Annotated in this window: 14 protein-coding genes and 1 pseudogene; 13 read left to right on the top strand and 2 right to left on the bottom strand. The window is 66.1% G+C overall.

Annotated elements, in window-relative coordinates; genetic code table 11:
* Window positions 1-231: 231 nt before the first annotated feature.
* Window positions 232-1,113 carry an aldo/keto reductase family oxidoreductase gene (locus NKJ26_RS16050; RefSeq protein WP_352696143.1) on the bottom strand — a complete coding sequence of 294 codons (882 nt, stop codon included), beginning with the start codon at window positions 1,111-1,113 and terminating at the stop codon, window positions 232-234.
* A gap of 94 nt (window positions 1,114-1,207) precedes the next feature.
* On the opposite strand from NKJ26_RS16050, the gene NKJ26_RS16055 reads away from it, so the two are divergent.
* From NKJ26_RS16055 to arsK, 7 genes are all read left to right on the top strand, one after another.
* On the top strand, window positions 1,208-2,110 hold the full coding sequence (locus tag NKJ26_RS16055) for a LysR family transcriptional regulator (protein ID WP_352696144.1): 903 nt from the start codon (window positions 1,208-1,210) through the stop codon (window positions 2,108-2,110).
* 99 nt (window positions 2,111-2,209) lie between these two features.
* Window positions 2,210-2,542 carry an ArsR/SmtB family transcription factor gene (locus NKJ26_RS16060; RefSeq protein WP_352601703.1) on the top strand — a complete coding sequence of 111 codons (333 nt, stop codon included), beginning with the start codon at window positions 2,210-2,212 and terminating at the stop codon, window positions 2,540-2,542.
* Window positions 2,530-3,270: an aquaporin gene (locus tag NKJ26_RS16065; protein WP_352696145.1), complete on the top strand. Its 741-nt coding sequence runs from the start codon at window positions 2,530-2,532 to the stop codon at window positions 3,268-3,270. The genes NKJ26_RS16060 and NKJ26_RS16065 overlap by 13 nt, the downstream gene beginning before the upstream one ends.
* Window positions 3,267-3,689, top strand: coding sequence for an arsenate reductase (glutaredoxin) (gene arsC, locus NKJ26_RS16070; RefSeq protein WP_352601699.1), 423 nt, complete (start codon window positions 3,267-3,269; stop codon window positions 3,687-3,689). The genes NKJ26_RS16065 and arsC overlap by 4 nt, the downstream gene beginning before the upstream one ends.
* A gap of 64 nt (window positions 3,690-3,753) precedes the next feature.
* Window positions 3,754-4,074 (top strand): ArsR/SmtB family transcription factor, encoded by a 321-nt coding sequence (locus NKJ26_RS16075; protein ID WP_352696146.1) that lies wholly within the window; start codon window positions 3,754-3,756, stop codon window positions 4,072-4,074.
* A gap of 42 nt (window positions 4,075-4,116) precedes the next feature.
* Entirely contained in the window at window positions 4,117-5,514 is a 1,398-nt protein-coding gene (locus NKJ26_RS16080; protein ID WP_352696147.1) for an FAD-dependent oxidoreductase, read from the top strand.
* Entirely contained in the window at window positions 5,511-6,770 is a 1,260-nt protein-coding gene (arsK, locus tag NKJ26_RS16085; RefSeq protein WP_352696148.1) for an arsenite efflux MFS transporter ArsK, read from the top strand. The genes NKJ26_RS16080 and arsK overlap by 4 nt, the downstream gene beginning before the upstream one ends.
* 100 nt (window positions 6,771-6,870) lie before the next feature.
* On the opposite strand, the gene NKJ26_RS16090 is transcribed toward arsK, so the two are convergent.
* Window positions 6,871-7,719, bottom strand: coding sequence for a helix-turn-helix transcriptional regulator (locus tag NKJ26_RS16090; protein ID WP_352696149.1), 849 nt, complete (start codon window positions 7,717-7,719; stop codon window positions 6,871-6,873).
* 105 nt (window positions 7,720-7,824) lie between these two features.
* Here NKJ26_RS16090 and NKJ26_RS16095 point away from each other — a divergent pair, with 105 nt between their 5' ends.
* The 6 genes and pseudogenes from NKJ26_RS16095 (at window position 7,825) to NKJ26_RS16115 (ending at window position 14,220) form a co-directional block, all read left to right on the top strand.
* Window positions 7,825-8,715 (top strand): SDR family oxidoreductase, encoded by an 891-nt coding sequence (locus tag NKJ26_RS16095; RefSeq protein WP_352696150.1) that lies wholly within the window; start codon window positions 7,825-7,827, stop codon window positions 8,713-8,715.
* Between the two features lie 462 nt (window positions 8,716-9,177).
* Window positions 9,178-10,125 (top strand): substrate-binding domain-containing protein, encoded by a 948-nt coding sequence (locus NKJ26_RS16100; protein WP_352696151.1) that lies wholly within the window; start codon window positions 9,178-9,180, stop codon window positions 10,123-10,125.
* A 313-nt stretch (window positions 10,126-10,438) separates the two neighbouring features.
* Window positions 10,439-10,867 (top strand): annotated as a pseudogene (locus tag NKJ26_RS33565) (ATP-binding cassette domain-containing protein); the annotation flags it as partial.
* Window positions 10,841-11,923, top strand: coding sequence for a sugar ABC transporter ATP-binding protein (locus tag NKJ26_RS16105; protein WP_502903116.1), 1,083 nt, complete (start codon window positions 10,841-10,843; stop codon window positions 11,921-11,923). The pseudogene NKJ26_RS33565 and the gene NKJ26_RS16105, both read left to right, overlap by 27 nt.
* A complete protein-coding gene (locus tag NKJ26_RS16110; RefSeq protein ID WP_352601685.1) occupies window positions 11,920-12,936 on the top strand; it encodes an ABC transporter permease in 1,017 nt (338 codons plus the stop codon). Before NKJ26_RS16105 ends, NKJ26_RS16110 begins: the two co-directional genes overlap by 4 nt.
* A gap of 282 nt (window positions 12,937-13,218) precedes the next feature.
* Window positions 13,219-14,220 (top strand): hypothetical protein, encoded by a 1,002-nt coding sequence (locus NKJ26_RS16115; protein WP_352696152.1) that lies wholly within the window; start codon window positions 13,219-13,221, stop codon window positions 14,218-14,220.
* Window positions 14,221-14,233 lie beyond the last annotated feature (13 nt).

Consider the following 14,233-nt stretch of genomic DNA (forward strand, 5'->3'; position numbering starts at 1 on the left):
CCGCCGCCGCGCTCTACGGCGCCCCCCCTCTGTCCTGCCGGACATCTCCCCCACTTGGGGGGAGATCGGCCTTAACCACGGGTTTCGCCAATTTCCGGCCTTGCAAGAAGAGAGCCGGCGATCAAGCTGCCAATCTCCCCACCCGTGGGGGAGATGTCCGGCAGGACAGAGGGGGGCGCCGTAGAACGCCACCGTTCCCTGCTTCAACACCCAGGTCGCGGCAGGCGCACCTCAGGCCGCGGCGGCCTCGCTTGCGATGCCGTTCAGTACGGCGAGGGCGTCGTCCGGCAAGGCCAGTTCCGCCACTGCCAGGTTCTGCCGGAGATGGCCGACCGAGGAGGTGCCGGGGATGAGCAGGATGTTTGGTGCGCGGCGCAGGAGCCAGGCGAGCGCCACCTGCATGGGCGTGGCACCGAGTTTTTGGGCGACACCGGCCAGCGCGTTCGACTGCAAGGGCGTGAAGCCGCCGAGCGGGAAGAACGGCACATAGGCGATACCGGCCGCGCCGAGCGCGTCGATCAGCGCGTCGTCGTTGCGGTGCGCGATGTTGTAGAGGTTCTGCACGCAGACGATCGGCACGATGCGGCGCGCCTCTTCGACCTGGGCAAGGGTGACGTTGCTCAGCCCGATATGCCTGATCAGGCCCTGCTGCCGCAGCTCGGCCAAAACCGAGACTTCTCCGGCGATCGAGCCTTCGGCCGGTTCATGCAGGCCATCGAAGCGGCGGAAATTCACCACGTCGAGCGCGTCGAGGCCGAGATTGCGCAAATTGTCGTGCACGGCCTGCCGGAGCTCTTCCGGCGCCTTGGCCGGAAGCCATGCGCCCTCGGCATCGCGCCGGGCGCCGATCTTGGTGACGATGGTGAGGCTGGCGGGGTAGGGGTGCAGCGCCTCGCGGATGATCTGGTTGGTGACGTGCGGGCCATAGAAATCGCTGGTGTCGATGTGGTCGACGCCGCTCGCCAACGCCTCGCGCAGCACGGCAAGCGCGCCGTCGCGGTCCTTGGGCGGGCCGAACACGCCCGGTCCGGCCAGTTGCATGGCGCCGTAGCCGAGGCGCTTCACGGTGCGGTCGCCGAGCTTGAAGGTGCCGGCTTTGTCGATGTCGGTCATGGGTCTCATCTCCTTTGGATCGGCCAGATATAGACAATCCGAGCCTGAACGATAATGTGGTGCAATCGATACAGCCTGTGCGGAAAGGCGAACAATGGCAGCGGACCTCGGCGACCTCCAGGCATTCATGGCGGTGGCGCGCGCCGGCGGTTTTCGCGAGGCGGCGCGGATCAGCGGCGTCAGCGCCTCCTCGCTCAGCGAGACGGTGCGGCGGCTGGAGACCGGGCTCGGCGTGCGCCTCCTCAACCGCACCACGCGCAGTGTGGCGCCGACGGAAGCCGGCGCGCGCCTGCTCGAGCGGCTCGGCCCGGCGCTGGGCGAAGTCGAGGCCGCGCTTGACGTCGTCGACGGCTTTCGCGGCCGCCCGGCCGGCACACTGCGGCTCAACGTGCCTGTCGTCGCGGCGAAACTGGTGCTGCCGCGCCTCTTGCCGCCTTTCCTCGCCGCCTATCCCGATATCAGGCTGGAAGTGACCGCCGAGGACAGTTTCGTCGACATACTGGCGAGCGGCTGCGATGCCGGCATCCGCTATGACGAGCGGCTGGAGCAGGACATGATCGCCGTGCCCATCGGCCCGCGCCGGCAGCGTTACGCCGCCGCCGCCGCGCCGGCCTATCTCGACCGGCGCGGCCGGCCCGCTCATCCGCGCGACCTGCTCGGCCATGCCTGCCTGCGCGGCCGCTTCGCCAGCGGGGTGACGCCGGCCTGGGAATTCGAACGCGACGGCGAGGTGGTGAGCGTCGACCCGACCGGCCCGCTGCTGGTCAGCACCGGCACTGCAATGGCCCTTGCTCTGGAGGTGGCGGTCGCCGGCGGCGGCATCGTCTCGCTGTTCGAGGACTGGCTAAGCCCCTATTTCGACGATGGCAGGCTGGAGCCGGTGCTGAAGCCGTGGTGGCAGGAATTTTCAGGCCCATTCCTCTACTATCCCGGCCGCCGCCTCATCCCCGCGCCGCTGCGGGCGTTCATCGATTTCGTCGGTGGGATGCGGTGGTGAGGGTGGGTGGGCGCGGAAATCGGGCTGTTGCCTGGTCTGTCACGGAGCTGTCATGTTCTGCGGATAGCTATGAATCCATAAATCTGGATAAATCGATTCATGGACAAGGCAGCGGCACTGCTTGCGCTCTCTTCACTCGGTCAGGAGACAAGGCTGGAGGTGTTCCGGTTGTTGATCCGGGCCGGGGCCGAAGGTCTACCGGCCGGCGAGATCGCCACGCGACTGGGCGCGGTGCAAAACACCATGTCGGTCCATTTAAAAATCCTCGGCCTCGCCGGCCTGGTCCATTCCGAACGCGAAGGGCGCAGCATTCGCTATGCGGCTGACATGAGCGGATTTCGCGATCTTCTGGCCTATCTGATGGAGGATTGCTGCGACGGCGCGCCGGAGCTATGCCAGCCGATCATCCAGGCGGTTACATGCAAATGCTAGGTGACGCCGCCAGCGAGAACGCCGGTCGCCCGGGCGGCGTCGCCTTCGATCTTCCACGCCGCCTCGCGGCCGAAGCGCTCGGCACGGCCATGCTGGTTGCCACCGTGATCGGCTCGGGCATCATGGCGGATCGGCTGACCGCAGACGTCGCGCTTTCGCTGCTCGGCAATACCATTCCAACGGGCGCCATCCTGGTAGTGTTGATCACCACGCTGGGGCCGGTTTCCGGCGGCCATTTCAACCCGGCCGTGACATTCGTTTTCGGGCTGCGGCGCGAAATCGGATGGCTTGCGGCGCTGGGCTACATCGCCGCGCAGATTGTTGGCGGCATCGTCGGCACGCTGGTCGCGCATGCCATGTTCGAGCTGCCATTGGTGGAGATCTCGGCAACGGTGCGAAGCGGGCAGGGGCAGTGGATCGCCGAGCTGGTCGCAACCTTCGGCCTGGTCTTCGTCATCCTTGCCGGCTTGCGTTTCCGTGGCGACGCCGTCCCCTGGCTGGTCGGCCTCTACATCACCGCCGCCTACTGGTTCACCGCTTCGACCTCGTTCGCCAATCCGGCCGTCGCCATCGCCCGCGCCTTCTCGAATACGTTTGCCGGAATCCGGCCATTCGATGTTCCGGCCTTCATAGGTGCGGAGCTGGTGGGCGCGCTGCTCGCCCTGACGTTCGCCGGCTGGCTGCTCGCGGAACCCAAAGCCGTCACCCAAGGGAGGGCATCGCAATGACAATTACCATCTATCACAACCCGGCTTGCGGCACTTCGCGCAACACGCTGGCGATCATCCGACAGTCCGGCGAAGAGCCGGAGGTGATCGAATATCTGAAGACACCGCCGTCGCGCGACAGACTGATCGAATTGATCGCGGCGATGGAGATGAGGCCGCGCGACCTGCTGCGCGAGAAGGGCACGCCTTACGCGGAGCTCGGCCTTGGCGATCCCAAGTGGAGCGACGACGAGATCCTCGACTTCATGCTGGCGCATCCGATCCTGATCAACCGACCGATCGTAGTGACGCCGCTCGGCGTCGTCCTGGCCCGACCGTCCGAAAAGGTGCTCGACATCCTCCCCAACCCGGACATTGGCCCGTTCATCAAGGAGGACGGCGAGGTTGTCATCGATGCCACTGGCAAGCGGGTCGTTTGAGCGTTATTTCGATATTTGTCGAAATATGGCTTGACGGCGTTATCCATCGGCCTATGCTATTTCCATGAAACTCGAACAAGCAGCCAAACAGCTCGAAGCGCTCGGCAATCCGACGCGGCTGAACCTCTATCGCATTCTGGTCAGGGCCGGCGAGGCGGGCAGGCCGGTCGGCACCTTGCAGGAGAGCCTGGGCATCGCCGCTTCGACGCTCTCGCATCATCTGCACCGTCTGATCCTGACCGGGCTTGTCAGCCAGGAGCGGCAGGCGACGACGCTGATCTGTCGCGCCAACTATCCGGTCATGAACGATCTGCTCGGCTTTTTGGCGGACGAGTGCTGCGCTGATGCGGCTTGCAACCCCTCAGCGGACATCGCCGCGGCATAATTTTTTGTCCGTTATTTCGATAATACCAGAAGGATAGAAAGTATGATCATGCGAGACGATCTACCGATAGCGGTCATCGGCGGCGGTCCGGTTGGCTTGGCGGCGGCCGTCCATCTGCTGGCGCGAGGCCTGCCGGTGAAGCTCTACGAAGCCGGCGACGGCGTTGCGGCCAGCCTTCGGGACTGGGGCCATGTCCGGGTGTTCACGCCGTGGCGTTACTGCGTCGACCAGACTGCTGGAAAGCTGCTCGAAAGCCATGGCTGGCAGATGCCGGAGGCCGAGGCATTCCCGACTGCGGATGACCTAGTGGCAGTCTATCTCGAACCGCTCGCCAGGCTTCCGGAAATCTCGCCTTCGATCGAAACCAACGCCCGTGTCGTCGCCATATCGCGCTGGGGCGCCGACAAGATGCGGAGCAGGGGGCGCGCGGCGCGGCCATTCATGCTGGTGGTCGAAACCGCCAATGGCATCAGGCGCGACAGTGCCAGTGCCGTCATCGACGCCTCGGGCACATGGCTGACGCCCAACCCGCTCGGTGCCGGCGGTGTGAAAGCTGAGGGCGAGGCGGAATTCGCCGATCGGATAGCCTATGGCATTCCCGATATTCGCGGCCGCGACCGTGCGCTTTATGCCGGCCGCACCACCTTGGTCGTTGGTTCGGGGCATTCGGCCGCAAACGCCTTGCTCGATCTCGCCCGATTGGCTGCTGTCGAGCCCGGCACGGCTTTCACCTGGGCAACACGCGGAACCGATCTCGCGCGTCTCTATGGCGGCGGGGACGCCGACCAATTGCCGGCACGCGGCGAACTGGGCGCCGATATCCGCGACCTAGCCGAAAGCGGCCGGGTCGGGCTGGTCACAGGCTTCGCCACCACCGCCATCCGCGAGCAGCACGGCCGGCTGATGGTCGAGGGCCGGACCCAGGATGGTGTCCTGGAACTCGGCCCGTTCGACCGTATCGTCGCCGCGACCGGACAGCGGCCCGATCTTTCGCTGACCAGGGAGCTCAGGCTCGATCTCGATCCGTGGCTGGAAAGCGTCAAGGCGCTTGGGCCGCTCATCGATCCCAACGAGCATTCCTGCGGCGACGTGCCTCCGCACGGCCACCGCGAACTCAGCCACCCGGAGCCCGGTTTCTACACGGTCGGCATAAAGAGCTATGGCCGTGCGCCGACCTTCCTGCTGCTGACCGGCTACGAACAGGTCCGTTCCGTCGCGGCGGCGATTGCCGGCGACATGCAGGCGGCCGACACTGTCCAATTGGTGCTGCCCGAGACCGGCGTCTGCACGGTGCCGGCTGGCGCCGCTTCGACGGGCTGTTGCGGCGGGCCGGCGCCGGCGGAAGTCGATGCCTGTTGCGTGGCTGACGTCGAGGCCAAGGCAGCAGGCAAAAAAAGTTGCGGTTGTGGATGCGCCAGCGAGATGGAAGCCGCCGAGTGAGCGACGATAAAATCCCCGCCGCCGCCATCTGGGCGCTCGGCGTCACCCAGATCATCGGCTATGGCACGCTGTACTACAGCTACAGCATACTGGCGCCGGCGGTCGCGGCGGAACTCGCCTGGTCGCAGCAATGGGTGTTCGCCGTGCTTTCGGTGTCGCTGCTGGCAAGCGCCGTTGTGGCGCCATTTGCTGGCAATCTGGCCGACAGGTTCGGGGCCGGGCGCCTGATGGTGCCTGGATCGCTGGCGGCGGCGGGCGCGTTGCTTCTCTGCGCGCTGGCGCCCGGGCGCATCGGCTTTGCCGTGGGCGTGCTGGCGATGGAACTCGCCTCCTGCTTCGTGCTCTACAGCACGGCCTTCGTCGCCATCGTGCAACTCGGCGGGGCGCGTCGCGGCATCACCCATCTGACCTTGATCGCCGGCTTCGCCTCGACCCTGTTCTGGCCCCTGACGACGCTGCTGCACCACCATCTCGGCTGGCGCGAGGTGCTCGTAATATTCGCCGCGCTCAATGCCTTGGTCTGCCTGCCGATCCATTGGTGGCTGGCCCGGCTCCCCGGCCGTTCCGGCAAGGCGCTGGACAGGATCGTCCCGGCCACTGCCGGCGTTTCGATCCCCACCGCTAGCCGGCAGTGGTCGCCCCTGTTCATGCTGGTGCTGGCAGGCTTTGCCATCGAGGGTTTCGTGCTGTCGGCGATCCTTGTGCAGATGGTGCCTTTGCTCGCCATGGTCGGCCTGGGTGGGGCTTCCGTGCTGGTCGCGAGCCTGTTTGGCCCTTCGCAGGTGGCGAGCCGCCTGATCAACATGCTGTTCGGCCGCGGTCTGTCGCAGACGTGGCTGGCGCTCGGCGCGACCGCCGCGCTGGCCGGTGGCCTTGCGGTGCTGCTGCTCACGACGCCGTCGGTTGCCGGTGCCATGCTGTTCGCCGTGCTCTTCGGTTTCGGCTCCGGCCTGATGAGCATCGTCGGCGGCACGCTGCCGCTCGAATTGTTCGGCCATGCACGCTATGGATCCTATGTCGGCTGGATCACGGCGGCGCGCCAGTTCAGTTCCGCCTTCGCCCCGTTCGGCCTGACCTTGATGATCGCCGGCGTCGGCGTCCTGCCGGCCTTGTGGCTCAATGTCGTGGTCGGGCTGTTCGGCATCGCAATCTTCGGCGCCATCGCGCTGATCGGCGGGCGCAAGCCTCGAAGAAGCGGCTCGGCCGATGCCGCGGCGCCGGGCGCGGCGATGGCCTCGCCCCCGCCTTGGCGGTGATTGGGGCTCAGCGATTTCGCCGAACCGTCGATCCGCCCGCATGCCAATCTCTACTGGGGGCCGACCTTGCAGATCCTGAAAGCGGCTTGCGAGAGCGGTTTCATCGCTGGGGGGCCGGCTTTCGCCCATCGAAACGCCTCGCCAGGTCGCGAATGCGGTCGGCGACCGCGCTGTCGACCGGATTGTAGACGGTCAGGCTCAGATCCGGGCGGCCGTCGACGGCGAACCCTGAATACTCCAGTTCGATATCGCCGAGTACCGGGTGCTTGAGGCGCTTTGTGCCGTCGCCATGGCTGAGCACGTCGTTTTCGCGCCACAGGGCGGCGAATTCGGGGCTGACGCTGCACAGCTCGTCGACGAGTTCGCGTACCTCGGACACCGCGCCGGCGCGTGCCGCATCGGCCCGGAACGCGCCCACCACAAAGCGGGCCAGACTTTCCCAGTCGTGCTGCTTTTCGCGGATGGCCGGGCTGCGGAACATGAAGCGCAGGATGTTGCGCTGGCCGGCCGGCAAGGCGCTGTAATCGGTCAGCACGACCTGCGCGGCGCCGTTCCAGGCAACGACGTCCCAGGTGGCGGTCCTGACAATAGCCGGGCTTGCATCGAGCGTGTCGATGAGGCGCTGCAGCCGGGGGCTGACGCCTTCCACGCCGATGTAGCGGACCTCGGGCGGGCGTCCGAGCCCCAGCATGAAAAGATGCTCGCGCTCGGCCTCGGTCAGCATCAGCCCCTTGGCGATGCGGTTCAGCACGTCGGCAGAAGGCGCACCGCCACGGCCCTGTTCCAGCCATGTGTACCATGTCGGACTGATGTTGGCGCGCTGGGCGACCTCTTCGCGGCGCAGCCCCGGCGTGCGCCGGCGGCCGGAGAAGCCGAACGAGGCCGGATCGAGCCGTGTGCGACGGTCTTTCAGGAAGGCAGCGAGCGTGCCGGCTGAGTTTGTGGGCATCCTGTTAGCCATCATATCCTGTTGGCAATTATAATAGGATAAGATCACTACTTTAATGGAATAATAGACCGTCGATATTACGCATGCAACCGCAGGAGATTTTGCATGCGTATCTTTCTCACCGGCGCGACCGGTTTCATAGGCTCGGCGATCGTTCCCGAACTCATCCAGGCCGGCCATCAGGTGGTCGGCGTTACCCGCTCCGACGCGGGCGCAGAGGCGCTGGCCGCGGCCGGCGCCGAAGTGCATCGGGGAACGCTAGAGGATCCCGAGGGCTTGCGCGACGGCGCGGCGAAGGCGGACGCCGTGATCCACACCGCCTTCGACCACGATTTTTCCCGCTTTGCCGAGAACTGCGAAAAGGACAAGCGCGTCATCACCGCGCTCGGTGCGGCACTCGCCGGATCCGACCGGCCGCTGGTGATCACTTCCGGCGTCGGCGTGGGCAGCCCCGGACACGGCGAGCTTGCGAGCGAGGACGTCTTCAACGCCAGCCATCCCAATCCGCGCATCGCCTCGGAACTGGCCGGCAATGCCTTGCTGGAGGCCGGCGTCAACGTCTCGGTGGTGCGCCTGCCGCAGGTCCACAATCCGGTCAAGCAGGGGCTCATCACGCTGCTCGTCGAAATCGCGCGCCAGAAAGGCGTCTCGGCCTATGTCGGCGAGGGCCGCAACCGCTATTCGGCGGGCCATCTCCTGGACGCGGCGCGGCTCTACCGGCTTGCGGTGGAAAAGCGTCAGCCGGGCGCGCGCTACCACGCGGTCGGCGAGGAGGGGGTCGAAGTGCGTGCCATCGCCGAGGCGCTTGGCCGGGGTCTGAAATTGCCGGTCGTCTCGATCGCGCCGGACAAGGCGGCGGAGCATTTCGGCTGGATGGCGATATTCGCCCCGATGGATCTGCCGGCCTCCAGCGCGCTGACCCAGGCGCGGCTGGGCTGGCACCCGACCGGTCCGACGCTGATCGCCGATCTTGAGGCGATGCGATACGCCGATTGATGCAGGCACGATCCAGCCTCGATGAGGGGTGACGGCCAATTCGTCACCCCAAGCCGAGAAGATTGCCAGCTTCGAACGCCAGATGATGGACATCACTTCTGGCCTCGCCGCCCTTCAGCGACAGGTGACGTGCGGCTTCATACGGTGTCTCCAGTATGGGCTCAGGCGCGGTTCGAAGTCGTGCCGCGGCTGGAGAATGGAAGCCGGGCACCTCGCCCGGCCAAATTCCGACAATTCCGATCATTGGCCCAGCTGTTATATCGATGTTGCACAAATGGTTGACCCTGGGTTAGCATCCCAGCGCCGGCGCCGATGGGAGGATCTTTTACAGCGGCGACCGGCTGGAGCGGCATGCGCTGTCTGGCGCAAGGAGGATGCTCCAACACTTTGAACCGACGCATGGTTCTTCCTGAAACCGATCCCCGGTTTCCGGGGTCGTGCGTTCTTGTGGAGGAGGAACCCATGAACAGACGTGAATTCCTGCTGTCGTCCGCCGCCTTCGGCGCCATGATGGTTGCCGCGCCCTCGGCGTTTGCCCAGGACAAGCTCACCATCCTTGGCTCGGTGCCCAGTCTCGGCTTTCCGTTCTTCGTGCATATGCTGAACGAGATCAAGGCCGAGGCGCAGACCCAGGGCGTCAACCTGACCGAAAGCGACGGCCAGAACTCGGCCACCAAGCAGACCGCCGACATCGAGGCGGCCCTGGTGCAGAAGGTCAATGCCATCGTCATCTCGCCGCTCGACGTCAACGCGCTGGCACCGGCGATCGAGGAAGCAGTCAAGGCCGGCGTTCCCGTGGTGACGATCGACCGCCGCGTCGACGGCGTCGAAGGCATCCTGGCCCATGTCGGCGCCGACAACGTCAAGGGCGGCGAGGCGGAAGCCAGCGCCGTGTTGGCGGCGTTTCCCAACGGCGCCAAGCTGTTCCATCTGCAGGGCCAGCCGGGCGCCGGGCCGGCGATCGACCGCAACAAGGGTGTGCACAACGTGCTCGATCCGCTGAAGGACAAGTATCAGATCGTCTTCGAGCAGACCGCCAACTTCGCCCGCGCCGAGGCGCTGTCCGTGACCGAGGCCGGCCTTGCCGCCAACGGCAAGCCGGACGCCATCATCTGCGCCAATGACGACATGGCGCTGGGCGCCATGGAGGCTTGTGCCGCGCGCAACTTCGCCGACGTCAAGATCTACGGCTTCGACGCGCTGCCGGAAGCGCTGGTCGCGGTCCGCGACGGCAAGCTCGCCGGCACGGTCGAACAGTTCCCCGGCCAGCAGTCGCGCACCGCCGTGCAGATCGCGGTCGCCTACGCCAAGGACAAGACCGAGCCGAAGGAGAAGCTGGTGCTGTTGACGCCGATCGTCATCGGCAAGGACAATCTCGACAAGGCCGAGAGGCTGAACGAGACGAAGTAGGCTGATTGGAAAGGCCGGCGGGGCAGCGCCCCCCTCTGTCCTGCCGGACATCTCCCCCTCCAGGGGGGAGATTGCCTGGTTCTCAGCTTTCGCCAATCTCCGACGTTGCAGGAAGCGTGCGCCATCAACACTGCCGATCTCCCCCCTTGAGGGGGAGATGGCCGGCAGGCCAGAGGGGGGCGTTCACGCGCTGACGAGGCCAGCATGAACCGCACCCAGGGAGCAACTCTTGCCAGCTGAAGCCACACCCGTCCTGCTTTCCGTCGAGGGCCTGACCAAGCATTTCGCGGGCGTTACGGCGCTCAGCGATGTCTCGCTCGACATCCGCCCCGGCGAGATCCTCGGCCTGCTCGGCGAAAACGGCGCCGGCAAATCGACGCTGCTCAAGATACTCTCCGGCGTCATGCCGCCATCCGGCGGGCACATCACCTTCGACGGCGCCGACTACCAGCCGGCGAGCCCGCAGGATGCCAAGCGGCTCGGCATCGTCACCATCTACCAAGAGCTCAGCCTGATCCCGACCCTGACGGTGGCGGAGAACATTTTCATCGGCCGCGCGCCGACCGGGCCGCTCGGGCTGGTCAGCTGGCGCAGGATGGAGGAAGCCTCCCGCGCGATCGTCGCCCGCGTCGGCCTCTCCATCGACCCGATGACGCCGGTCTCGGCGCTGTCCGTGGCCGAACAGCAACTGGTGGAGATTGCCCGGGCGTTGTCGCTGGAAAGCCGTCTGATCATCATGGACGAGCCGACCTCGGCGCTGACCGAGACCGAGGTGCAGCGGCTGCTGTCGATCATGGACCGGCTGCGCAGGGACAAGGTCGCCATCATGTTCGTGACCCACCGGCTGGAGGAGGCCTCCGCCATTTGCGACCGCATGACGGTGCTGCGCGACGGCAGGCTGGCCGGACACCTCGAGCGCGACGACGGACGACCGATCCAGTTGCCGAAAATCATCGAGAAGATGGTCGGCCGCGCCGCGTCCGAGCTCTATGCGCGGCCGGCGCAGCGCGCGGTCGCCGGCGATGTCGTGCTGTCGGTGCGCGGCCTGCGTACCGTGCGCGACCCCGAGGCGCCGCACGCGATCGTGCTCGACGGCGTCGACATCGACCTCAAGGCGGGCGAAATCCTCGGCGTCGCCGGCCTCGTCGGCTCCGGCCGCACGGAGCTGGCGCGTGCCATTTTCGGCGCCGATCGCATCGCGGCGGGCACCATCACGCTCGACGGCAAGGCAATTGCGCCGGGCTCACCCGCCGACGCCATCGCGCTCGGCATCGGGCTGGTGCCCGAGGACCGCAAGCACCAGGCGATCTTTGCGGCATTGGGGATCCTGCCGAATTTCTCCGTCGCATCGCTGGGCACGTTCAGCAACGGCTTCGGTTTCATGGCCGAGCGGCGCGAGCGCGATGCGCTGTCGGGTTTTCGGAAAATGCTGTCGATCCGCATGGCCTCGGCCGAGCAGGCGATCGAGGGCCTGTCGGGCGGCAATCAGCAGAAGGTGATCCTGGCGCGCTGGCTGGCACGCGATCCGAAGGTGCTGATCGTCGACGAGCCGACGCGCGGCGTCGATGTCGGCGCCAAGACGGAAGTGCACCAGATCCTGGTGCAATTGGCGGCGCGCGGCATCGCGGTGATGATGATCTCGTCCGAACTGCCCGAGGTGCTGGCGGTGTCGGACCGGATCGTGACCATGCGCAGGGGGCGCATCACCGGGCAGATGCCGGGCGTCAAGGCAAACGAGGAAAGATTGATGGAACTGATGGCGCTCGACAGGCAGGATGCGAAGGGGCAGGCACGATGAGCATCGCCGAAGAACGGAATCAGCGCGGCAGCGCCACGGTCGCGCGGTTGTTGATGAGTTTCGGACCGCTGCTGTTCCTGGCGGCGCTGGTCGTCGTCTTCACCGTGCTGAAGCCGAGCTTCATCGACCCGATCAATTTGTTCAACATCACGCGGCAGATCTCGATCACCGGCCTGATCGCGCTCGGCATGACCTTCGTCATCCTCACAGCCGGCATCGACCTTTCGGTCGGCTCGCTGCTCGCCTTCTGCGGCATGGTCGCCGCCGTCGTCGCCAAGGGCGGCACCGCCAACACGCTGTCGCTGTCGACGTCGGGAACACAGGGCTATGGCTGGTTCGCGGCTCTCCTGGCCGCCGTCGTGGTGGGAGCGGCGGCCGGCGGCGTGCAGGGGCTTGCCATTACCCGGCTGAAAGTGCCGCCCTTCGTCGTCACGCTAGGCGGGCTGACGGTGTTTCGCGGGCTGACGCTGACCATCTCCAATGGCGGCCCGATCTCGGGCTTCGACGCCTCGATGCGCTGGTTCGGCACCGGGCTGATCGGGCCGGTGCCGGTGCCGGCGATCATCTTCGCGGTGGCCGCCATCCTGTGCCACATCGTGCTGCGCTACACCCGCTACGGCCGCGCCGTCTATGCCGTCGGCGGCAATGCCGAGGCGGCCCGGCTGTCGGGCCTGCGCGTCGACCGCATCCTCATCTCGGTCTATGTCATCGTCGGCTTCTTCGCCGGGCTCGCCGCCTTCGTGCTGTCGGCCAGGCTCAACTCCTCGGAAGCGGTCGCAGGCATCGGTTATGAGCTGACAGTCATCTCGGCCGTCGTCATCGGCGGCACCTCGCTGTTCGGCGGCATCGGCTCTGTCGGCGGCACGGTGGTGGGCGCGGCGTTGATCGGCGTGCTGCAGAACGGGCTGCAGTTCAACAACGTCTCCTCCTACACGCAAAGCATCGTCATCGGCCTGATCCTGATCCTGGCGGTGGCGTTCGACCGGTGGCTGAAGTCGCGGGTGCGACGGTGAGGGCCAAAGGGGACGGTCAGCGCTCGTCGCCCCCTCTGTCCTGCCGGACATCTCCCCCCTCAAGGGGGAAATTGGATGTCATGACTGCCTTCGCCAATTTTCAACGTTGAAGAAGAAGCGGTGAAGACAAAGCTGCCAATCTCCCCCCTGGAGGGGGAGATGTCCGGCAGGACAGAGGGGGGCGCCTCGCTCTGCCTTGGCAGGAGAACCCGCCCCATTTTCTTGCAAAACCATCGTGCCTTGCTACAAAGCTTTGGGCGGGTGGCGTCGTGAGAGAACCTCATGGTCGCCGATATCATCAGACCGATCACCTTGAGCTTTTCGCTGCTGCTGCGGTTTTGGCCGCAACTCGTGACGCTGGTGCTAGCCGGCGTTCTGGCCGGCGACATCCTCCTGCGGCTGGCCGCCAAGGTAGCGCTCGCCAATCATTTCGCCGGGCTGGCGATGCTGACGCTGGTGGCATTGGCGCAACTGGTGGTGACGGTGGCGATGTTCCATCTGCTGCGCCCCGGCCTGCCCCATGTGCTGGCCGCGCAGCGTGGCGCGGAAAAGGCCGCTGTCGCCGAAGGGGAGGGAACCGCCGACCGGCGCGGCTCGCGGCTGGTGCGGATGATCACCATCGCACTGTTGCCCTTCTTCGCTTATTACGCGGCATGGGGGTTTCTGGGCGACATCGTGCGGCAATATTCGCGCGCCTCGCTCGACCAGGCCGCTTTCGGCCAGAGCGGCAATGTGCTGGACGTCCTGGATTCGCGCTGGCTGCTGATCTCGGTGACGGTATCCTGGCTGATCCGCCGGTTGGCCAAGTTCATGCAGACGAAAACGGGAGCCGCCTGGTTCTGGCAGATCGTGGTGGTGATCTGCGAGACCAACTGGATCTTCGTCGGTCTCTACGTGATCAGCCGCTGGAAGGACAGCGCCCTGCAATGGCTGATGAGCCGCAATTTCTGGTCGGTTCTGCAGGCGTCGGCCGATGAGCTGGCGAGCCCGGTGCCGGCCGCGATGGCCGCGCCCATGGTGCCGGTCGAGATCACTTCGGTCGCGCCCTCGACAATCGTCAACCTGTTCTTCTACATGCTTTTGCCGCTGATCTGGCTGGTCATGGCTGCGCTGATCTACGGCTACGACGTGCGCGACGACGCCGCCCTGATGCGCGTGCACGGCCGGCTGGAACGCGTCGGCAAGCGCTATGCCGGCCTGCCGAAATTCCTGCGCGATTCGTCGAGCATTTCGTCGAGGGCTACCGCTCGCGCTATCTGCCGATCGCCAACGGCGTGCGGCTGACGGTTAGCTCCAG

It is taken from the genome of Mesorhizobium sp. M0152 (assembly GCF_040322415.1).
Classification (GTDB): Bacteria; Pseudomonadota; Alphaproteobacteria; order Rhizobiales; family Rhizobiaceae; genus Mesorhizobium.